Below are 20,617 nucleotides of genomic sequence, written 5' to 3' on the forward strand. Positions count from 1 at the left end.
TCTTTGGTGCCGCGCTATTGGGGCCGGAGTGTAGGCACGGGCTATCTGGAGAACGATCGAGTTGGTTACTGTTCGTCGTTGGTCTGGAGTTGCCCGTGCCTACCGTTTCAGTATTGCCTGTGTCGTCGGTTCCAGAGGTGTTCGACTGCTGGAGTCCTGGTGAGCGCAGCGAGCTCATCGGATCGGAGTTTCTCGATGTGTTGGCCTCGGTGCCAGACCCGAGGGGCCCACGCGGTCGGAGGTATTCGCTGATGGCTTTGTTGGCGATCGCGGTTCTGGCCACTGCCGCGGGGATGCGCGGCTATGCTGGTTTTGCCACATGGGCGGCCACCGCTCCCGATGATGTGTTGGCCCAATTAGGGGTCCGGTTCCGGCGGCCCAGTGAGAAGACCTTCCGCGCTGTTTTGTCTCGGCTAGACCCCGCCGACCTCAACGCCAGGATGGGCAGTTACTTCACTGCACACGTGGCCAGCAGCGACCCCAGTGGATTGGTGCCGATCGCGTTGGACGGCAAGATGCTGCGTGGTGCTTTACGCGCCAAAGCGACAGCCACGCATCTCGTGTCGGTGTTCGCCCACCGTGCCCGATTGGTGCTCGGTCAACTCGCTGTCGCCGAGAAAAGCAATGAAATTCCCTGCGTACGTGCCCTGCTCACGCTGCTGCCGGGTAGCTTGCGGTGGCTGGTCACCGTGGATGCGATGCATACCCAGGTCGTCACCGCGAAGTTGATCTGCGCCACCTTGAAGTCGCACTACCTGATGATCGTCAAGTCCAACCAAGCCAAAATATTTGCGCGTATCACCGCGCTGCCCTGGGCCGAGGTGCCCGCAGCCGCTACCGACGACTCCCGCGGCCACGGCCGTGTCGAGACCCGCACCCTGCAAATCATCACCGCTGCACGAGGAATCGGCTTCCCCTACGCAAAACAAATCATCCGGATCACTCGTGAACGCTTGATCACCGCCACCGACCAGCGCAGCGTGGAGGTGGTCTATGCCATCTGCAGCCTGCCGTTCGAGCACGCCCGCCCTACCGCGATCATGACCTGGATGCGTCAACACTGGGGAATCGAGAACAGCCTGCACTGGATACGCGACGTCACCTTCGACGAAGACCGTCAAAGGGCACATACCGGAAACGGCGCACAGGTCCTAGCAACGCTACGCAACACCGCGATCAATCTGCACCGCCTCAACGGCGCCGACAACATCGCCGAAGCCTGCCGGATCACCGCTTTGACCGCCAACCGCCGCCTAGACCTCCTCAATCCACAATCCCCCAGCTCACAAGCCTGCTAATCAACAACGCCGGAGCCCTGCCACGGCAGCCGAAGCCGCACCTCATCGGCACCGAGGTGATCTGCGACGATTCCCAGTTTCGTGACGAACGGCGACTGCGGCAGAAACTGCGCGATGACGTCGCGACCGCTGGCATTGTCGGCCGAACCTGAAGCATTGGACATCCGTCCATGCTGGCGTATCGACGACGGCTGGAAAAGAAGTTCCCAAAGCTGCCCGCGCGCTTCCCAATAGTTTCATTGACAGCGGCAGGGCAGGACTGGTTCCATAGGTAACAATAGCAATAAATATGGTCAGTCCTACCAGAATTATAAGGTATTGAGTTTCTGATTCTGCATGTTAGGTGAAGCCATGACCACCAGTGGTGTAACAACGGGCCCCGCCGTCGGCCAGTACGAATTGAGTCATCTGCGCTCGCTGGAAGCCGAGGCGATGCACATCATTCGTGAGGTGGCCGCCGAGTTCGAACGTCCGGTGCTGCTGTTTTCCGGCGGCAAGGACTCCATCGTGATGCTGCACCTGGCCATCAAGGCGTTTCGTCCTGGGCGGCTGCCGTTCCCGGTGATGCACGTGGATACCGGCCATAACTTTGACGAGGTCATCGCGACCCGCGACGAGCTGGTCGCAGCGTCAGGAGTGCGGTTGGTGGTGGCATCGGTGCAGGACGACATCGACGCCGGCCGGGTCGTCGAGACCTTCCCGTCGCGCAACCCGATGCAGACCGTGACGCTGCTGCGTGCCATCCGGGAGAACCGGTTCGACGCGGCGTTCGGGGGTGCCCGCCGCGATGAGGAGAAGGCGCGCGCGAAGGAGCGGGTGTTCAGTTTCCGCGACGAGTTCGGCCAGTGGGACCCCAAGGCGCAGCGGCCGGAGCTGTGGAATCTCTACAACGGACGCCACCACAAAGGCGAGCACATCCGGGTGTTCCCGCTGTCCAACTGGACCGAGTTCGACATCTGGTCCTACATCGGCGCCGAGCACATCACGCTGCCGTCGATCTACTTTGCGCATCGGCGCAAGGTGTTCAAGCGAGACGGCATGCTGTTGGCCGTCGATCGGCACATGCAGCCCGGCGCGGACGAGCCGGTGTTCGAGGCGACGGTGAGGTTCCGCACCGTCGGGGACGTGACGTGCACCGGATGTGTGGAATCGGAGGCCGCAACCGTTGCGGAGGTCATCGCGGAGACCGCCGTGGCGCGGCTCACCGAGCGGGGGGCGACCAGGGCCGACGACCGCATTTCCGAGTCTGGAATGGAAGACCGCAAACGGCAGGGGTATTTCTGATGTCCGCATCCACCACGCTGTTGCGCCTGGCAACCGCCGGCTCCGTCGACGACGGTAAGTCCACGCTGATCGGGCGCCTGCTGTATGACTCCAAGGCCGTGATGGAAGACCAGTGGGCCTCGGTGGAACAGACCTCAAAGGAACGTGGTCACGAATACACCGACCTCGCGCTGGTCACCGATGGCCTGCGGGCCGAGCGTGAGCAGGGCATCACCATCGATGTCGCCTACCGCTATTTCGCTACTCCGAAGCGGAAATTCATCATCGCCGACACCCCAGGGCACATCCAGTACACCCGCAACATGGTTACCGGTGCGTCCACCGCGCAGCTGGTGATCGTGTTGGTCGATGCCCGGCACGGCCTGCTGGAACAATCACGCCGGCACGCCTTCCTGGCATCGCTGCTGGGCATTCGTCACCTTGTCCTCGCCGTCAACAAAATGGACTTGATCGGTTGGGACAAGGCAAAATTCGAGGCGATTCGCGACGAGTTCCACGCCTTTGCCGCCCGCCTGGATGTGCAAGACGTCACCTCCATCCCGATGTCGGCGTTGCATGGCGACAACGTGGTGACCAAATCGGACCAGACGCCGTGGTACGAAGGGCCCTCACTGCTGTCCCATCTCGAAGAGGTCTACATCGCCGGTGACCGCAACCTGGTTGACGTGCGATTCCCGGTTCAGTACGTCATCCGGCCGCACACCTTGGAGCACCAGGACCATCGCAGCTACGCGGGCACCGTCGCCAGTGGGGTGATGCGCCCAGGGGATGAGGTCGTTGTCCTGCCGATCGGCAAGGCGACCCGGATCATCGCGATCGATGGCCCCAACGGTCCGGTGCCGGAAGCATTTCCGCCGATGGCCGTCTCGCTGAGCCTGGCCGACGAGATCGACATCTCGCGTGGCGACATGATTGCCCGAACCAACAACCAGCCCAGAGTCGCGCAGGACTTCGACGCAACCGTGTGTTGGATGGCGGATTCGGGGGTGTTGGAGCCAGGGCGTGACTACGTCATCAAGCACACAACCCGGACCACCCGCGCAAGGGTCACCGCGCTGGACTACCGGCTTGATGTCAACACCCTGCATCGCGACAAGACGGCAACTGCACTGAAGCTCAACGAACTTGGTCGCATTTCGCTGCGTACCCAGGTGCCGCTGTTGCTCGACGAATACACCCGAAACTCGAGCACGGGTTCTTTCATTCTCATTGACCCGGACACCAACGGTACGGTCGCGGCGGGCATGGTGTTGCGCGACGTCTCGACCCACACATCGAGTCCGAACACGGTGCGCCACCAGTCGCTGGTCACCACGACGGAGCGGCCGCGGGGCAGGACCGTCTGGCTCACCGGCCTGTCGGGTGCCGGCAAGTCGTCGGTGGCCATGCTTGTCGAGCGCAAGCTGCTAGAAGAAGGCGTCGCCGCGTACGTCCTGGACGGCGACAACCTACGACACGGATTGAACGCGGACTTGGGCTTCAGCATGGCCGATCGCGCGGAGAACCTGCGTCGGCTGGCCCATGTCGCGGTGCTGCTCGCAGATTGTGGTCATGTCGTCTTGGTTCCGGCGATCAGCCCGCTGGCCGAGCATCGTGAGTTAGCTCGTAAGGTGCACACCGACGCCGGATTCGACTTCGTCGAGGTGTTCTGTGACACCCCGCTGGCCGACTGCGAGCGGCGCGATCCCAAAGGTCTGTATGCGAAGGCGCGTGCGGGTGAGATCACCCATTTCACCGGGATAGACAGCCCCTACCAGCGCCCGAAGCATCCTGACCTGCGCCTCACGCCGTCACGTAGCCTCGACCAGCAAGCGCAAGACGTCATCGACTTGCTCGAGCTGCGGCCCTAGTTCGGTCGCCTCGGCGGGCCGGATTCCCCGGCTCTTTGCAGCAACATCTGGCGTCGCGTCTGGTAACCGGGGGCGGATGGCACAATCCTGAGCATGCGGATGTCGGCCAAAGCGGAATATGCGGTGCGCGCGATGGTCCAACTTGCGACAGCCGACAGCGGGACGGTGATCAAGACCGAGGACCTGGCGCAGGCTCAAGGCATACCGCCGCAGTTCCTCGTCGACATCCTGACCAACCTGCGGACCGACCGCCTGGTACGCAGCCACCGCGGGCGCGACGGTGGCTATGAACTGGCGCGTCCCGGGACCGACATCAGCATCGCCGACGTGCTGCGCTGCATCGACGGGCCCCTGGCCAGCGTTCGTGACATCGGGCTGGGCGACCTGCCCTACTCCGGGCCCACCACGGCGCTGACCGATGTCTGGCGGGCCCTGCGCGCCAGCATGCGATCAGTGTTGGAAGAGACGACGCTGGCCGATGTCGCCACGGGGGCGCTGCCCGGACACGTCGCGAAACTCGCCGACGCCTACCGGGCGCAGGAGTTCGAGCGGCACGGCTCGGCGCGCAGCGGCGACTAGGAGCCTGAGCCGTACGGTCGGGTGAGGATCTCCATCGAGTGCCCGGCCGGGTCGGGGAAATACACCCCACGACCCCCATCGCGGTGGTTGATTTCGCCGGGACGTCGGGCACCCGGGTCTGCCCAGTGCGGCAAGCCGCGCGAGGAGATCTTGCCGTAGATCTCAGTGAATTCCTGCTCGGAGACGAGGAACGCATAGTGCTGGGGGTGAATCTCCACGTCCTCGGGCACATCCGCGAAGTCGAGGCTGGCGTCGTGCTCGAGCGCGACCACCAGGAAGGGGCCGAATGTCACTGGACTCGGCAGACCCAACAGCTCTGCCAGAAACTCCGCGGATTTTCGCTTGTCGTGTGACGCGACAATGGTGTGGTTGAAGCTGATGGCCATCGTTACCCCTGTCCGTGCCGAGCGTGCGTGTCGGCACCTCGACACGCCGTTAACGCTGACATTTCGCGCACGCTCGCAAGCCGCCCGGCCGGCTACTTGGGTGCGGTGAGTTCCAGAGCGATGTTGTCGGGATCGCGGAACTCCAGGATGTAGGACGGACCAATGTCCTTGACGGGCTCGTGCGCAATGCCGAGATCATCCAGATGCGCTGCCGCACTATTTAGTTCGTCGATGCTGCCCACTCGGAAGGCGATGTGGTCCAGGCCGACTCGATTCTCGTTGAAGCTGTCATTGGCGACCGGGCGCAACCCCAGTAGTGCCCCGCCGAGGTCGTAGATCACCCCGCCGTACAGAAACGCCAGCTGGCGCCGTGTTGCCTCGTCGGCGTTCGCGGGAAGCTCGATCAGCACGGGCCACTCGAAGACGCTCTCGTAAAACCGCCGCGATCGCTCGATGTCGGTAACGGTGAGCCGGACGTGCCCGATTGATGTGCTCGATACACCAATCCGCCCCATGCTGCCAGAATCGCGATTGTGCAGATAGCTATGACGATGCCGGTAATGGAGCCCGATCTGGACGCGAATGTGCTGAAGACCTGGGCGCGTGCCGTCGACGAAGGCCCGTTCTCCGCGCTGTGCTGGGGCGAGCGGATCGCATTCGACAACCCCGACAGCTCGACCCTGCTCGGGGCATTGGCCGCCTGGACCGATCGGGTGCGGTTGGTGACGACCGTTATTGTGCCGCAGTTGCATGACCCGGTCATGCTGGCCAAAGCGCTGGCCACCGGCGACATGTTGAGCGGTGGGAGGTTGACCGTGGGAATCGGGGTGGGAGGTAGGCGTGAGGACTACCTCGCCGTCGGGGCCGACCCCAAGACCCAGACGATGGGCGGAATGGCAACGCGGGTGGCAGTCATGAAGCGGGTGTGGGCGGGTGAGCAGATCAGCGAGTCGGTGCGGCCCGTCGGACCCCTACCGGTCCAGCCGGGAGGCCCGCCACTGCTGGTCGGCGCCATCGGGCCCAAGACCCTGCGCAGCGCCGCACCCTGGGCCGACGGTCTAGCGGGTACCACCCTGGACCTCGACGTCGCCAAGCAAAATGAGCTATTCGACGTCGCGCGGGCCGCGTGGGCGCAGGCGGGCAAGCCCAAGCCGCACCTGGCGACGTCGTTCTGGTTCGCTTTCGGGCCGCAGGCCGACGCGCGCGCACAGGTGCATCGGCATCTGCGGCGCTACATGAATTGGATCCCGGCCGAGTACGTCGATGCGATGGCGCCCACGACGGGCTGGGCGGGCAGCGAAGACGAGCTGCTTGCCGTGCTGCGACGGTTCGAAGAGATCGGCACCGACGAAGTCCAGCTCATCCCGACGTCCTCGGACGTCGAGCAACTTCGTCGGGCAATCGATGTGGTGACGAGGTTCGGTGCGGCCTGAGTCCTGGGTCGGCGAACACGTCAGGTAGACCCTGGCTGTCGCGGGTGCGCGGCGATACGCTGTTGTTGCTCGCGGCGGCGCAGCCAGGAGGCTAGCAATGTCTTATTTCATTGCTGTACCGGACGAGTTAGCGCTGGCGGCAACGGAATTGGACAGCATCGGTGCGGCTCTCAGCGTTGCCAACGTGGCCGCGGCGCTCCCGACGACGGGGATACTGGCCGCCGGCGCAGATGACGTGTCCACGGCAATCGCGGCGTTGTTCGCCGGCCATGCGCAGGCCTATCAGGCGCTCAGCACCGCGGCGAGCACGTTTCATACCCAGTTCGTGCGGGCGCTGAACCTTTCCGGCGGCGCCTATGCGGCCGCCGATGCGGCCAACGCCTCGCCACTGCAAACCCTCGAGCAAGACCTGCTTGGCGTGCTCAATGCGCCCACCCAGGCGCTACTGGGACGTCCTCTGATCGGCGACGGCGCCGATGGGACGGCACCCGGGCAAGGCGGCGGGGCTGGGGGACTGCTGTACGGCAACGGCGGTAGCGGTGCGGCGGGCACAAACACCGGGGTGGCCGGGGGTGCCGGCGGGGACGCCGGGCTGATCGGCAACGGCGGCTCCGGTGGCGCCGGCGGCGGCGGTGCGGCCGGGGGTGCCGGAGGCAACGGGGGCTGGTTGTTCGGTGCCGGTGGCAACGGCGGCTTCGGAGGAGCCGCCACCGGTCTCGGTCCCGGTGGAGCCGGTGGCCATGGTGGCCATGGCGGCTGGTTGTACGGCAGTGGCGGCACGGGTGGTGACGGCGGGTTCGCCAAAGGCGGCAACGGCGGAGCCGGTGGCGCAGGCGGGGACGCCGGGCTGCTCGGCGCCGGCGGATCTGGCGGGACCGGTGGTGCGGGTGCGACAAGCGGTCCTGCCAGTTCGCACTTCGCCGGTGGCGCTGGCGGCGCCGGAGGCCACGGTGGGCTGCTCTATGGCGACGGCGGGACCGGCGGATTCGGTGGGGACGGCGGGGTGGGCGGCGCCGGCGGAGCTGGTGGTGGCGGCGGGGCAGCCGGACTGGTGGGCGCCGGCGGCGCCGGCGGGAACGGCGGGGCCGGGTTGGGCATCTTGGGTGAGGCTGGCGGCAACGGCGGCGGCGGAGGCGCGGGCGGCCTGCTGGTGGGTGCCGGCGGTGCGGGAGGTGCTGGTGGCGACGGCGGGTTACACCTCAGCAGTTTCGTGGGGCCAGGTGGGTCCGGCGGCGATGGCGGGGCGGGTGGTACCGGAGGGTGGCTCTATGGCGACGGCGGCGGCGGCGGTGCCGGCGGATCCGGCGGGAACGGATTCGGGACGATCGGTGGCACTGGCGGGTCCGGCGGGCGCGGTGGCGATGCCAGGCTGATCGGCAACGGCGGCGACGGTGGAGCCGGGGCGCCCGGCGGCAACAGCGCGCCGCCCGGCGACGGCGGGGTTGGCGGGGCCGGCGGAACGCTGTCCGGTACTCCCGGCGCTACCGGCGCATCGGGGTGAGAGCCGGTTCAGTTCGGCCGGTCCAGCGGGCCAACGTTGTCGACCGTCGCCACTTCTGGCCAGTGCCCATCGCCGCTGGCGGGCTGCTGGGGAGGCTGTCCCTTGCGCAACGTCGCCAACAGTTCGCGATACGGGCCGACGAGATAGGCGGTGTCTCCGGCCCGCAGCCGGGTGTCGCGGCGCGGATGTAACTGTGGCGGCTCGTCGGGGCGGGTGATCGCAATGACGCGGGTTCCGGTGACAAGCTCACGCATTGACAGACCATCGAGTTCGCTTTGCGCTGACGCGTGCATCCCGCCCACCATGAATGAGCTTTGTCCTACCGAGAACGTGCCCAGCACCTGCAACCCCATCGCGGCGCCAATGAACCAGGCGCGGCCAATTCGACAGTGGAGCGCACGCTCTCGAAGTCAAACCGCTGGGCAACCGCGCCTCCCAGCTCACGGTCATAGACGCGCAGGACAAGCGGGATATCGCGACGATTGGCTTTCACCGCGCCCAACATTTCCCGCAGCACGATCCCGGTCTCGATATTGACCATGTCGTCTTGCGTCAGTAGCGCCATCGCGCGGGCGTGGGCGATGCAAGCCGATTCCAGCGTTTGCGGCAGCGTCGCGTCGCCGAAGATGACGGGCACGTCCAGCTCGGCCGCCGACTCCAGAAAGCGGCTGTTCTCGTCGAGCTCAATGACCGCGACGTCGTAACCGGCGGCGATCAGATCCCTGACCACCCGGATGCCGAATGAACCCAGTCCGACGACGATCACGTGGTTGCGCAGCTGGCGTACCCGCCGCCGGCCCGCCGAGCGGGTGAAGCGGCGCGACAGCAGCAGGTCGGCGATGAATGCGACCAGGATGGCGGTGGTGGTCACACCGGCGAACATCAACGTAATGCTGAATACTCGCAGCCAGGGGTGCTGGTGGGAGAAGCTGAAGTCGCCATAGCCCACCGTCGCGATGGTCTCGGTGCTGAAGTACAGCGCATCGAGCCACGTCATCCCCGGAGGGTGGCGGTAGGCAAAGCGCAACAAGGTCGTCGATACGGTCAGCAGCGTCGTCATCGCGGCCAAAGCCTTGAAGAACATCGGGTTGACGTCGTTGCGCAGCGCGCGTGCCGCATCGGAGATCTGCCGAAGCCGCAGCAGACGAAAACGCGTCGAGGTCGGTCGGGGAACCTTGATGCCGCGGGCGGCCAAGTCTTCGGCGGTGCCGACCATCGCCGTCTCGTCGCCGGCATGGACCCGCAGGTCGCGCCCCGGGCAGGTCAACACCTCACCGGGGGTGGGCGAGTTTTTTCCCCGGACCACCGCCACCGGGGCCAGATCGCCGTAGATCTCGCGCAGGGTCGCATCCCGCGGCGCCTCCGCGCGCCAGACGACGAACTCGATGCCGGCGGCCTCGAACGGGTGCACGGTGCGGGCCAGACACGCCTCGACGACCGATGGCGCGGCAAGGTCGGCAACGTCAAGGATCGCTCCCGGACCGTTGTCAGCGGCCATCGCCTCACGCAGCACATCGTTGGCCAGTCGGGCCACCACTCGTACGTGCGGGTCGGCTCTTCTTGCCAACAATGCGATTTCGAGGTTTCGCGCGTCGTCGTCGCCGGCGCAGATGACCGCGATGGCCTGAGCGAGCTGGGCGTCATTGAGCTCGTCGCTGGCCAGCTTGAGGATGGTGACGCCGGCGCTGTTCAGCTCCTCGACAATGGTGTTCGCTAGCGCGTCGTCGCCGCTGACGATGATGTGACGCCGCATGCTCACAGGTCTCGCCGTGGTCCGGGATCGTTCGGCATAGGTACACCCACCTTTGTTGGTGTTCGCTGTTCGCGCTCACTTATGCGCACCGTACAGATTTCAACCAGCCCGCACGGTTTGCGCAACCGCAACCGTCGCCGAGAGACGGGCGCAACGGGTTTGCCGGCGCCGCCGGATCGGCGACAATGGTGTGTCCTCGACCCCGCCTGGGGCCCACCCGATGCGGTTGCCGGCGCCACGAGTGTCGGTAGTGATACTGGCTGTGTGCCCTTCATCGAACCCGTCGCTTCCCGGGAGATCTACCGCAACCGCTGGATGGTGCTCCGTGAGGACGACATTCGCCGCCCGGACGGCAGTCCCGGCATCTACGGCGTGGTGGACAAACCGGCCTATGCGCTTGTGATCGCGCACGACGGGAACCGATTCCGATTGGTCGAGCAGTTCCGCTATCCCGTCGGTGCGCGGCGGTGGGAGTTTCCGCAAGGGACCGCTCCCGACTTGTCCGACGTCGAGCCGGCCGAGCTGGCGGCGCGCGAACTGCGCGAGGAGACCGGACTACGAGCGGCGTCGTTTGTGTCGCTCGGTCAGCTCGATACCGCCCCGGGACTGACCAGCCAGCGCGGTTGGGTGTTCCTGGCTACCGGAATAACCGAGGGGGAGTCGGAGCGCGAGCACGAAGAACAGGACATGCGCAGTGCGTGGTTTGCGCGCGACGAAGTCGAGCAGATGATCCGCACCGGAGGGATCGTCGACTCCCAGTCGATCGCCGCCTACGGCATGTTCCTGCTGCATCGGGGATAGTCCTGCCGCCGGCGTCTGGCGGGCTGGCAGCGCAACCTCGTTGCGCCAACGCGATCGGAGTTGTCGCGTGCGTGCCCCACCCATCCGGCCGTAGTTGTTGCACACGATCGTGTCCCCGCTGAGATCGCACCGCGTCCTGCAAGCCGCACCATGGACACGATGCGTGCGCGATCGAGGCTTCGCCTTCAGGTGTTAGGGGTGCTCGGCGGCATCGCGGCCGCGATGTTCGCGCCACCGTCGACTCCGGCACACGCCGCCATGCCCATGTGGAACGGGAAATACTCGCTCGTGCGCTACGCCGAACAAAAAGCCGGCACCAGCATGGCCGCCAGCCAGATGGAACCAACGTTTAGCGCCGACTACGTCTTTGTCACCGCTTGTTCGGCCGAACAGTGCGTTGCCACCGCCACCAACGGGCCTACCCCGAAGAATCCGACCTTGCCCCAGCCGTCCCGCTACTTCTGGGATGGGGCCAAGTGGGTGGAACGCTTCGACTTTCAATGGGACTGCTACATGGGTGAAGGCGCTGCCAAAGTGTGGGCACCGGCGAGGTCGTGGGCCTATTACGCGCCTCAGCCGGACGGGTCGCTGCGCGGCACCTGGCACACCGACATTGTCGGCGGCCCCTGCCAGGGCACGGTGCAAATGCCGGTAGCGGCGCTTCCCGCTGGATCGTGAGGACGTCGCTGCCCATCGGTGTGGGCAGTGATTCGCCATCAGCGGCGACACGGTAATGGGCGTGGGGTGGGTGCAATATCGGGGTAACTGCCGGCGGCCGATACCCTTTTCGGCATGACCGTCGGTGCATCAGTCAAGCAGTCGCTCGAACAGTGGGACCGCAAAATGTGGGATGTGGCGATGCTTCACGCATGTAACGCCGTGGATGACACCAGCAGGAAGCGCTATCCCTCGCTCGGCGCCGGCACGCGCTTTCGGCGGGTGATCCGAGATGCGGTCGACATTTACGGTGTGATGGCCACCCCCGGGCTCGACCTGGAAAATACGCGCTTTCCGGTTGCGGTGAGATCGGACCTGACGCCCGAGATGCGCCCTGACATCGCGGACGTCCTGTACGGGATTCACCGTTGGTTGCACGGACACGATGAGGAATCGGCTACCGGGTTCGAAGTATCTCCGTACGTGAACGGGAGTGCGGCACTACGGGTCGCCAGTGACGGGAAGATCCAGCTACCGAAAACTGCCATCCTGGGGCTGTTGGCCATCGCGGTGTTTGCCCCGGAGAACAAGGGCGAAGTGATTCCCCCCGATTACCAGCTCAGCTGGTTTGATCATGTGTTCTTCGTCAGCGCGTGGTGGGGGTGGCAAGACCATTTCCGCGAGATCGTCAACGTGGACCGGTCATCGTTGGTCGCGCTCGACTCCGGCAACTCGTGGAGCGACTGGGCGCCGGTTGGGTAGCGCCAAGATCCCCCGCTGATCCGATCGGGGGTTGGTCAGCCTAGGAGCGGCCGGCCGGAGGCACCGCGCTGTGGCGGCCCAGGTCTCTGGGGTCTCTGGCCAACGACGCTGCGTTGGCTGGCGCGACCGTCGACGCTGCCGCCCGAGCGGCGGCCACTTGGCCGAACGCGGAGGACGGCGGCGCTAAGGTCCCAGGTCTGTCGACGACCTCGGTTGCCCGGGCGGCTGCGCCGAGCACCATGGCCCGGTCGGATTCGTCGGCGAATTCACGTTGGGCCGCCCGCACCACCAGGGCGATCTGGGTCTGCACGGCGGCCCGGCGCGCGGGGTCCGCGCAGTTTTGGGCGACGGCGCTCAACAGCTGTAGCAGCGCCGTCAGCACCAGCGGTTCACGCACCCCGTAGCGGCGGATCTGAGAACATCCGACGTGCAGATAGGCGGCAAAATCCGGTCTGGCCAGCCACAGCAGCAGCTCCCCGGCGCGATCGCGGCGCACCGTGTCTCGCAGCGCACGGGACGCCAGCACCGACTCCACGGCCGAAAGGTGATGCACGACTTGAATTGCCGTGTACGGGTCGTTGACCGCTGGAGACAGGGCTCGCAGCGCGATGTCAACCAGCTGGCGCAGGCCAAACCGAACGTCCTGTTGCAGGGTGCGTTCGTAGCCGATGTGCAGGTGGCGCAGGCAGTCCTGCTGAAAGTTCGACCCCGCCGGGCTCGGCGGGCTGCTGCGGCGCCAGCACCAACCCAACAGGCCCCCGGCGGTGACGTAGTCGCCGACGAAAGTGACCAGCAGCACCGTGTGCCCACTGGCCGCCGCGGCCGCCACAATGTCGTGGGTGTCGACGATCTGCAGATAGCCCGATTGCGGGGCCAGCAGTGCAACCGCCTCAGCGGGAGGGGTTGGCGGTGTTTCCCTTCGCCGATCCGGGGTGTCCGGGCGGGGATACAAGTCGTCAATCAGCCCCAGTGTTCGCTGCCCGACGTTGTCCATGATCGTGTCCAGCTGGATCGAATGCATGAGGTGGTGCAGGAAGTAGATCAGCGCCCCGATACTGAGGAATGCCAGCGCCAGTGACCCGGTGACCGCGACCTTGGGAAGGAACGCGCTCCCGTCGGCGTGCTGGCCGACGGTGTGCAGCCCGCCGGTGCTGTAGGCGAAGGTGCAGGCGAAGATTGCCAGCACCATTTGGTTGGGCATGTCCCGCAGGAAGGTGCGCAGCAACCGCACCGAAAATTGGCTCGATGCGATCTGCAGCGACAGGACCGTCAGCGAGAAGACGATTCCGGTGGTGGTAATCATCGTGGCGGACACCACGATCAGTACGCCGCGGGCATCGCCGGCCGTGCCCTGGAACATCAACTTGTCGATCAGTGAGTCAGGCTTGACGGGAATCAGGGACAGGATGGCGCCGGATCCCAGGCCGGCCACCACGCCGACTAGCGGTAGCACCCAGACCGTGTCCTGCAGGTAGTCCAGTATCGCTTTGCGGCGGCTGATCAGGCTATTTGCGCTCACCGATCCAGCATGCACCCGTCCGATAGCTCACGTGGAAGGTTTGCCGGAGTCATATGGCCGCAAGCGAGGGGGCGCACCGGCAGTTCGTTTCGCGAAAGTGCCCCGGTCTGGAATCGGGGCACGGCCCACGGTGACGGCCGGCTCGCTGGGCGGGTGGAGGTTGGGATTGCGGTCGACGGCGCAGACGAATGTGGGGACCCGTCGTCCGGGGTCCCCACACTGTGGTTGTTGCTAGCTCGAGGTGACGTATTCGGGGCAGTATGCCGAAGCGGCGTCAATCGCGAACGTCTTGGCGCCCTTGGAGCTCAGACCGGTCGACTCGGCGACCGCGTTGATGACCGTGGTGGGTGAGTTGCCTTCGTCGAGCGCGGTGCAGACGGCGTGTGCGTCGCTGATGGCGCGTGCCGCGCTGGGCGGTGTGATCCCGTCGGCTTGGATCTGGGCCAGGAAGGCGTCGTCGGTTGAGCCTGCGGTGGCGGTGGCGGTGGCGGCGAAGCCGAGTGCGGCCAGGCCCAGGCTGGCAGCGGTCAGGGTGGTTCCGGCCAGGGAGGCGGCGAAGCGGCGAGTGAACATTTTGGACTCCTTTGCTGATTTGATTGGTTAGCTCTTTGGCTTGACCTCAGAATCAGCGCGGCGTCTTTACGAATCCTCAATAACTTCTTGTCGAGATCGAGACATCGGGTGGACAGGCAGGATGAGCCCGTAATGCTGGAATCGGGGCGTGGTCGCTGAGCGCGACTACTCGTCTAGCTCGGCGGTTTCGATCGGCGTCGCTAACCGCGTGGGCTGGCCGAGTCCACGCAGCAGCGTCGAGTCGCCCAAACACCATTGGGCGCTGACGCTTTCGCTGGCTCCGGCAAGTGTTTCCGCCGATGCCAGTAGCCGGCCGGGGAACGATTTGGCCAGTTCACAGAGTCGGGCCGCCTCGTTCACCGGCTCGCCGATCGCTGTGTACTCGAACCGCTCGTTGGCGCCGACATTGCCGGCGACGGCTTGACCTGCCGCCACCCCGATCCCGGCCTGGCATTCGGGAACTTCGGCGGCCAGCCGGCGGGCGATGGCACGCGCGGCGGCCAGCGCCTGGTCTTCTGGCTGCTCGAGACGGTTCGGGGCGCCGAAGATCGCCAGTGCGGCGTCACCCAGGAACTTGTTCACCAGGCCGCGGTGGCGGTCCACTTCATCGACCACGATCGCGAAGAACCGGTTGAGTAGTTTGACCACTTCGGCGGGAGGCTGAGTGGTCACCAGCCGCGTGGAGCCGACGATATCGATGAAGACGACCGCGATGTGGCGATCCTCCCCGCCCAGCTTGGGGCGTTCGCGTTCGGCAGCGGCAGCGACTTCCCGCCCGACGTGCCTGCCGAACAGATCGCGTACCCGTTCACGCTCGCGCAGCCCGGCGACCATGGCGTTGAAACCGCGCTGCAGCTGGCCAAGTTCGGTTCCGTCGAACACCACCAAATCGCCCGGCAGATCGCCCATCTCGACGCGCTTGAGTGCCGCGCACACCACCTTGACCGGTGTCGTGGTGAGCCAGGACAGGATCCACATCAGCAGCAAGCCAAGCGCCAGCATTGCCGACGATACGATCACGACCGATATCGAAAACTCGGCTTGGCTTATTTGCCATAGTGATTCATCGAAGATCACCACCAGGGCCATGCCAATCAGCGGTACGCCCGAACCGGTGAGCCAGACGACTATCGTTCGACCCCTGATCCCCGGGGCCCAACGTAGCAGCGGTGGGCCTGCCGCTAACGCCATGGCTGCCACCGGGCGTAGCGCGAACTCGGTGAACATATAGCTGGCGGTGGTGACACCAAGACCGCAAAAGCTCAGTGCGAAAAGGAATCTCGGGATGAACATGCTGTTGGCCATGCCGTAGAGGGCGGTCAGCAGGATGGTGAAGGTTCCCCACACCAGGAGATGAAAGATGGCAAACCGAAATGGGGCCAGTAGCGTATTGCGCTGGTCGGTGGGGCTGGGTTCTCGTCTCTCGATTGCCCAGCGCAACATTTGCGTGGTTCGCCGGGTAATCCAATAGCCGCCAAGGGCAAATGCAATCACGACGTAGGCCGGCATGACCGCGAAGGTGATCCACAAGGGGGCGTCTGACAACACGTGTGGTGCCGGCGCGGCCACGGTCGCCAGTACCAATCCGACGCAGATTCCAATGACGTTGGTGGCCGCAATGACAGCGGTCAACATGCCTTGGATGCGGATCCGACGGTCGCGCTGGCTTTCGTTCAGATCCCCGAGCAGCCAGGAACCGTAGGCCGGGCTTTCCAATAACGAGCCGTCGTGACGCGTCACCGTCTTCACCACCGAGTCCGCCTAGTCCACACTGTCTCATTGGCCAACATGGTGGCGTCAGCTTAGTTTATTCAGGTGCGTCTGAACGTGGCATTTTGGCCGTTGCGGCGAGAGGATGTCCCTACCGCGTCGATGATGACGGGTCCATCGACCAGCCCAGCCAGGACCGCTCACGGCGGCGATGGCAGTGACCCGGACGCCGGGGCCTAGGCACCGTTTTCGCCGGTATCGTCCTGCCGTCGGCCGCCGAGCGTCAAGATGCGCAGCGGGCGCATCAGCATCAGCGCCGAGAGCAAGAGGTAAAACGCCACGGCCACGCTCGGCAGCAGCAGCACCACCACTACCGATAGACCCATCAGTGCGCTGAACATCCAACGCGACTGGGCAATTTCGGCCAGCGTCGCGCGATCCTTCGCGCTGGACAGCTCGCTCTTGTAGCGGCCGTAGCTGGCCAGGACGGCGCTTGCCGCTGTCGCCAGCGTCACGTTCACGCCGAACAAACCGACCGCCAGCCGCTGCCCCGGTCCGACGAGATAGTGGGACATCAGGGCGGAGCTGAATGGCAGGAATGTGACCAGGAGCAGCAACAACAAGTTCATCGTGTTGAACACCTCGTCCGCGGTCACCAGCGCAACGGTCAATCTGGTGTGCGCGAGCCACGAGCTGCCGATGAACACGAAGCTGACCAGATAGGCGAGAAAGGCCGGCCAGGACCGCAGCAGCGCCCCGCCAAGGTCATTGCTGGATTCCGGCACCTTCAGGTCCAGGACGAGCAGGGTGATGACGATGGCGTACACGCCGTCGGAGAATGCTTTGAGACGTGACGTGGGTAGCAGGCGAATGGTGCTCATCTGCCCAACGTGGCACATCTGTGGCCGAATGATTAGTGGCTGAGCCGGTTGCACCGAAGTGGGGTCCAACCTGGGCCGCCGACCGAATGGGTGCCTTCTCGCCGCGGCCGCCGTCGACTGGGTTGGCGCGGTGGCTTATTCGGGCGATCTTGTCACCAAAGCGCCCCGAATCTCCTAGGGATACATCGGCGTCCAGCCATTCGGCGGCAGGCGACGGAACACCCTCTCGCCCGGCCACGGGCTCGCGGCGCTGTGCCGTTTGAAGCCCGTTGCGAACCCGGGCGAGCGGGCGGCCCACAGCGCTGCCTTGCGCTCGATCGCGTGTTGGGGTCCGTTCCTTCGCGGAAGATGGCTCCGAGGCGGGCGATGGCTGGCTGAGGGTGCAGATGATGGATGCGGCGACAACCACAACCATCGCCAGCCCCCGGACCCAGCTGAGCGTCTGGCCCAGCAATATCCAGCCTGCGAGCCCGGCGACCACGGGTTCGAGACTGAGCAGCACGCCGAATGTGTGGGCGCTGAAGCGGCGCATCGCCGCGAATTCCAACGAGTACGGAAGCATCGACGACAGCACCGCGACCCCCAGCAGGGGGATCAGCTTCTCTGGTTGCCCGGTCAATGTGGGTACGGCGGGTATCCCGAAGGGCAGCACCACAATGGCTGCAATGAACTTGCTGACGGAAAGGGCTCCGTGACCCGTTTGCTGACCGGTGATGCGTTTGCCGGCCAAGATGTAGAGCGCCCAGAAGCATGCCGCGACGAGGGCGAAGGCTACGCCCGCCAGATCGGGACTCAGCGCTGCGGATTTCGAGCCGTCCCAACCGAGGACCACGATGGCGGCCGCGGCCGCCATCACGCAGCCGAGGTCGCGTGGGCGGCGGGAGAATGCCGCCGCGAGCATCAGCGGTCCAGCGAACTCGATGGTGACTGCGACACCGAGCGGGATGCGGGCGATCGCGGCAAAGAAGAAGCCGTTCATGCCCGCCAATGCCACCGCAAACAGCGCTGCTGATCTCCACTGTTGTCGGTCCCAGCCGAACGCGCGGGGCCGGTGGATTGCCATCAGCAAGGTGGCGGCAAACAACAGTCGCACGCCGGTGGTGAGCCCGGCGCCGAAGTGCGCCAGCAGCGGCGTCGCGATCGCCGCGCCCCAGCTGTAGTGAAATGCACGATCCCAGGATCATGAGAACGGGCAACGGTGTGCGTGACGCCATGCAATGAGCCTGTCAGGCCCAGATTGAATAGTCCAACGAATGATTCTGATCTAATCTAGTAAGCAAATGTGATGAATATGGGGTCGGCGGATGTTGAATTTGCAGCGGGTGGTCGTGCTGCACGAACTGCAGCGACGGGGCACGCTGGCCGCGGTGGCGAAGGCGCTTTCATACAGTCCATCGGCGGTCTCACAGCAGCTGGCGCAGCTCGAGCGCGAATGCGGGATGGCCCTGATCGAACCCGTGGGCCGGGGCGTGCGGCTGACCGATGCGGGTGAGGCGCTCGTCGAGCACACCAGGTTGGCGATCGCTACCTTGGAGCGGGCCGAGGCCCTGCTGGCAGCCAGCCAAGGGCGGGTAGCCGGTCGGTTGCGGGTCGCGGCATTTCAGACGTTGCTGCTCTCACTGCTGCCCAGGGTGCTTGATGCGCTGGCTCGCGATTACCCCGACCTGCGCGTCGAAGTCGCGCAGCGCGAGGCTGATGGGGCGATTTCGGGTCTGCTGGCCGGCACCTTCGATGTGGTGCTGGGGGAGGAGTATCCGGGCGGGCCGCTGCCGCCGAGCCCGAGTCTGGATCGCGTGGACCTGCGAACTGACGAGCTGTTTCTCGCGATGCCAAGGATCGGGCCCTGGAGCGACGCGACGACGCTGTCCGACCTGGAATACGCGTCGTGGGCCCTGGACCCAGAACCCACTGTGCCCGGCCGGTGGGCGCGCAGCGTGTGTCGCGCCGCCGGTTTCGAACCGGATGTGCGCTTCGACGGAGTGGATCTGCTGGTGCATCTGCAGATGGTGCAGGCAGGGCTCGCGGTTGCCATCTTGCCCGCCCTGCTCGGCCAAGACCGGATGCGCGGGGTGCGGCTTGCCCCGTTGCCCGCTTCGCCGAAACGCCAGTTGTTTACGTTGACCCGTACATCACGCACCGCCCACCCGGCGGTGGTGGCGTTTCGCACCGCGTTGGCCGAGGGCTTTGACGCGCAACATCAATACGACTGAAATTCAATCTTGCGTTCGTGCGGGTCAGGTGAAATTCGATTTTCCCACGTTGTGGTCGAAATCCGGCCTACGATTTCGGTGACGGATCGGCGGCCCATGGCTGGGCTGTCTGGTTTGCCGGGAGGTCGGAATGTCGTTTGTGATAGCAGAGCCGGAGTTGATGGCCGCGGCGGCAACGGATTTGGCGACTATCGGTTCGACACTGAGTGCGGCGCACCTGGCGGCGGCCCCAACCGCTGCGGTGCTGCCCGCCGCCGGCGACGAGGTGTCGGTGGGGATCGCGCAACTGTTCTCCGCCCACGCCCAGGACTATCAGACGCTGGCCGGGCAGGCGGCCGCATTTCATGAGCAGTTCGTTCAGAACCTTACGGCGAGCGCGACCTCGTATTTCGGCATTGATGCGGCGCTGGCCTCACTGTTGGACGGGTTGAAGACGATGGTGCGTTCGTTCGGGACCGCCGTGGAGGCCCAGATAGTCCGAGTCACCGGCACGGTGCTGATGGGACTGCTCACCTCGGCTCCCGAGAGTCTGTATCCCGCCCTGCTGGGCTTCATTTTGCTCAGCGCTGTCGCCGCCACGCTTCTTGTGGCCATGATCGAGGCGGTGACCCAGGTGCTTACCGGGCAAGTGGCTTTGATCTAGTCGCGCGACTCACGGTCTGCGTGTGCGTCGAGGACGTTGGGCGGGCGACTTCTTCGTGGGATGCAGGTCGCCGTCGATATAGCGCTGCAGGTTCGGCGTTATCGCCGCGAGGACTTCGGAATCGCTCATTGACGCGATTGGCTCGATCTGCCAGACGTACCGGGTCATGGCCAGGCCGATCAATTGACTGGCGATCAGCCCGCTTCGCGTGAGGCGGTCATCTTCGTCGGTGTCGAGCTGCGACACTCCGATCAAAGAACTCTCGACAATGCGTCGCAACTTCAGGCGGGTGGCGTCCTCATGCGCAGCCGTCAACAAAATGGCCCGCAGTGACGGGCCGATCTCGTCGTCTGCCCAGCTATCCAGGAGGGTCTGCAAGAGCCGGCGGCCCAGGTCGGCCTTCGGGGTGGTCCATGTCTCGGCGACCGTGTCGAGCCACCGTTGCGGTGGCGTGGTCGCTGCGTCGAGCAGCCCTTCCTTTGAACCGAAATAGTGATAGATCAGCGAAGGGTCGACGTCGGCGGTCCGCGCAACCGAGCGGACAGTGGTTCCAGCCGAACCGTTTTCAGCGAAGGAATCCCGAGCTACGGAAAGGATCTGGGCGGCGAGTACGCCCTTCTCGTCGCGCGGACCCGGCTTCACCCGTCTGCCACCCATCGTGAATCTGCCCCTGCCCACGGCGCGGCAGTGCCGGCCGACGACAAACAAAGTTACCACTTGCGTTGAAATTATCCCGCAAGTACTGCGGTCATAGTCTCAACGAGCGATGAAACTAAA

Annotated in this window: 18 protein-coding genes and 4 pseudogenes; 12 read left to right on the forward strand and 10 right to left on the reverse strand. The window is 65.2% G+C overall.

Translation table 11 applies throughout. The annotated features are described in order from the left end of the window. Nucleotides 1-95 precede the first annotated feature (95 nt). Nucleotides 96-1,298: an ISAs1-like element IS2404/ISMul1 family transposase gene (locus MPSD_RS08530; RefSeq protein ID WP_420811888.1), complete on the forward strand. Its 1,203-nt coding sequence runs from the start codon at nt 96-98 to the stop codon at nt 1,296-1,298. Between the two features lie 5 nt (nt 1,299-1,303). On the opposite strand, the pseudogene MPSD_RS08535 reads toward MPSD_RS08530, so the two are convergent. Beyond that, nucleotides 1,304-1,462, reverse strand: a pseudogene (locus MPSD_RS08535) (PaaI family thioesterase); the annotation flags it as partial. A 125-nt stretch (nt 1,463-1,587) separates the two neighbouring features. Here MPSD_RS08535 and cysD point away from each other — a divergent pair. The 3 genes and pseudogenes from cysD to MPSD_RS08550 all read left to right on the forward strand — a co-directional run bounded on the left by cysD (nt 1,588) and on the right by MPSD_RS08550 (nt 5,011). Further along, nucleotides 1,588-2,582: pseudogene (cysD, locus tag MPSD_RS08540) on the forward strand (sulfate adenylyltransferase subunit CysD). After that, complete coding sequence (gene cysC / locus MPSD_RS08545) at nt 2,582-4,432, forward strand: adenylyl-sulfate kinase (RefSeq protein ID WP_020788172.1); 1,851 nt, start codon at nt 2,582-2,584, stop codon at nt 4,430-4,432. Before cysD ends, cysC begins: the two are co-directional and overlap by 1 nt. A gap of 93 nt (nt 4,433-4,525) precedes the next feature. Next, nucleotides 4,526-5,011 (forward strand): Rrf2 family transcriptional regulator, encoded by a 486-nt coding sequence (locus tag MPSD_RS08550; protein WP_012395710.1) that lies wholly within the window; start codon nt 4,526-4,528, stop codon nt 5,009-5,011. On the opposite strand, the gene MPSD_RS08555 is transcribed toward MPSD_RS08550, so the two are convergent. Further along, a complete protein-coding gene (locus MPSD_RS08555) occupies nt 5,008-5,397 on the reverse strand; it encodes a VOC family protein (RefSeq protein ID WP_011741660.1) in 390 nt (129 codons plus the stop codon). The two genes, MPSD_RS08550 and MPSD_RS08555, sit on opposite strands and share 4 nt — an antisense overlap. Nucleotides 5,398-5,489: 92 nt before the next feature. Then, nucleotides 5,490-5,903, reverse strand: a complete 414-nt coding sequence (locus tag MPSD_RS08560) for a VOC family protein (protein WP_012395709.1) — start codon at nt 5,901-5,903, stop codon at nt 5,490-5,492. A gap of 39 nt (nt 5,904-5,942) precedes the next feature. Here MPSD_RS08560 and MPSD_RS08565 point away from each other — a divergent pair, with 39 nt between their 5' ends. Then, a complete protein-coding gene (locus MPSD_RS08565) occupies nt 5,943-6,830 on the forward strand; it encodes an LLM class flavin-dependent oxidoreductase (RefSeq protein WP_086085120.1) in 888 nt (295 codons plus the stop codon). A 97-nt stretch (nt 6,831-6,927) separates the two neighbouring features. Next, nucleotides 6,928-8,328 (forward strand): annotated as a pseudogene (locus MPSD_RS08570) (PE family protein); the annotation flags it as partial. An 11-nt stretch (nt 8,329-8,339) separates the two neighbouring features. Here MPSD_RS08570 and MPSD_RS08575 read toward each other — a convergent pair. Beyond that, nucleotides 8,340-10,084, reverse strand: a pseudogene (locus MPSD_RS08575) (NAD-binding protein). 264 nt (nt 10,085-10,348) lie between these two features. On the opposite strand from MPSD_RS08575, the gene MPSD_RS08580 reads away from it, so the two are divergent. The 3 genes from MPSD_RS08580 to MPSD_RS08590 all read left to right on the forward strand — a co-directional run bounded on the left by MPSD_RS08580 (nt 10,349) and on the right by MPSD_RS08590 (nt 12,304). Then, nucleotides 10,349-10,885 carry an NUDIX domain-containing protein gene (locus tag MPSD_RS08580; RefSeq protein ID WP_020788166.1) on the forward strand — a complete coding sequence of 179 codons (537 nt, stop codon included), beginning with the start codon at nt 10,349-10,351 and terminating at the stop codon, nt 10,883-10,885. A 150-nt stretch (nt 10,886-11,035) separates the two neighbouring features. Beyond that, a complete protein-coding gene (locus MPSD_RS08585; protein WP_012395704.1) occupies nt 11,036-11,563 on the forward strand; it encodes an Rv2253 family sensor-like surface protein in 528 nt (175 codons plus the stop codon). 114 nt (nt 11,564-11,677) lie between these two features. Then, nucleotides 11,678-12,304 carry a hypothetical protein gene (locus MPSD_RS08590; RefSeq protein WP_020788165.1) on the forward strand — a complete coding sequence of 209 codons (627 nt, stop codon included), beginning with the start codon at nt 11,678-11,680 and terminating at the stop codon, nt 12,302-12,304. Between the two features lie 40 nt (nt 12,305-12,344). On the opposite strand, the gene MPSD_RS08595 is transcribed toward MPSD_RS08590, so the two are convergent. The 5 genes from MPSD_RS08595 to MPSD_RS08615 all read right to left on the reverse strand — a co-directional run bounded on the left by MPSD_RS08595 (nt 12,345) and on the right by MPSD_RS08615 (nt 17,840). Next, entirely contained in the window at nt 12,345-13,847 is a 1,503-nt protein-coding gene (locus tag MPSD_RS08595; RefSeq protein ID WP_372509646.1) for a DUF2254 domain-containing protein, read from the reverse strand. Between the two features lie 207 nt (nt 13,848-14,054). Continuing rightward, nucleotides 14,055-14,396: a DUF732 domain-containing protein gene (locus tag MPSD_RS08600; RefSeq protein WP_011741656.1), complete on the reverse strand. Its 342-nt coding sequence runs from the start codon at nt 14,394-14,396 to the stop codon at nt 14,055-14,057. 165 nt (nt 14,397-14,561) lie between these two features. Next, nucleotides 14,562-16,148: an adenylate/guanylate cyclase domain-containing protein gene (locus MPSD_RS08605; RefSeq protein WP_086085117.1), complete on the reverse strand. Its 1,587-nt coding sequence runs from the start codon at nt 16,146-16,148 to the stop codon at nt 14,562-14,564. 194 nt (nt 16,149-16,342) lie between these two features. Continuing rightward, nucleotides 16,343-16,933, reverse strand: a complete 591-nt coding sequence (locus MPSD_RS08610; RefSeq protein WP_231395648.1) for a TMEM175 family protein — start codon at nt 16,931-16,933, stop codon at nt 16,343-16,345. After that, nucleotides 16,872-17,840, reverse strand: a complete 969-nt coding sequence (locus tag MPSD_RS08615) for an EamA family transporter (protein WP_232022791.1) — start codon at nt 17,838-17,840, stop codon at nt 16,872-16,874. The genes MPSD_RS08610 and MPSD_RS08615 overlap by 62 nt, the downstream gene beginning before the upstream one ends. Here MPSD_RS08615 and MPSD_RS29085 point away from each other — a divergent pair. The 3 genes from MPSD_RS29085 (at nt 17,821) to MPSD_RS30410 (ending at nt 19,840) form a co-directional block, all read left to right on the forward strand. Then, nucleotides 17,821-18,147, forward strand: a complete 327-nt coding sequence (locus MPSD_RS29085) for a hypothetical protein (protein WP_015356715.1) — start codon at nt 17,821-17,823, stop codon at nt 18,145-18,147. The two genes, MPSD_RS08615 and MPSD_RS29085, sit on opposite strands and share 20 nt — an antisense overlap. A gap of 144 nt (nt 18,148-18,291) precedes the next feature. Continuing rightward, nucleotides 18,292-19,197 carry a LysR family transcriptional regulator gene (locus MPSD_RS08620; RefSeq protein ID WP_086085116.1) on the forward strand — a complete coding sequence of 302 codons (906 nt, stop codon included), beginning with the start codon at nt 18,292-18,294 and terminating at the stop codon, nt 19,195-19,197. Between the two features lie 130 nt (nt 19,198-19,327). Continuing rightward, on the forward strand, nt 19,328-19,840 hold the full coding sequence (locus MPSD_RS30410; protein ID WP_011741651.1) for a PE family protein: 513 nt from the start codon (nt 19,328-19,330) through the stop codon (nt 19,838-19,840). A gap of 9 nt (nt 19,841-19,849) precedes the next feature. Here the strand turns inward: MPSD_RS30410 and MPSD_RS08630 are convergent, their stop codons facing one another. Further along, nucleotides 19,850-20,497 carry a TetR/AcrR family transcriptional regulator gene (locus MPSD_RS08630; RefSeq protein ID WP_086085115.1) on the reverse strand — a complete coding sequence of 216 codons (648 nt, stop codon included), beginning with the start codon at nt 20,495-20,497 and terminating at the stop codon, nt 19,850-19,852. Nucleotides 20,498-20,617: the final 120 nt, after the last annotated feature.

The sequence above is a fragment of the Mycobacterium pseudoshottsii JCM 15466 genome, assembly GCF_003584745.1.
GTDB lineage: Bacteria > Actinomycetota > Actinomycetes > Mycobacteriales > Mycobacteriaceae > Mycobacterium > Mycobacterium marinum.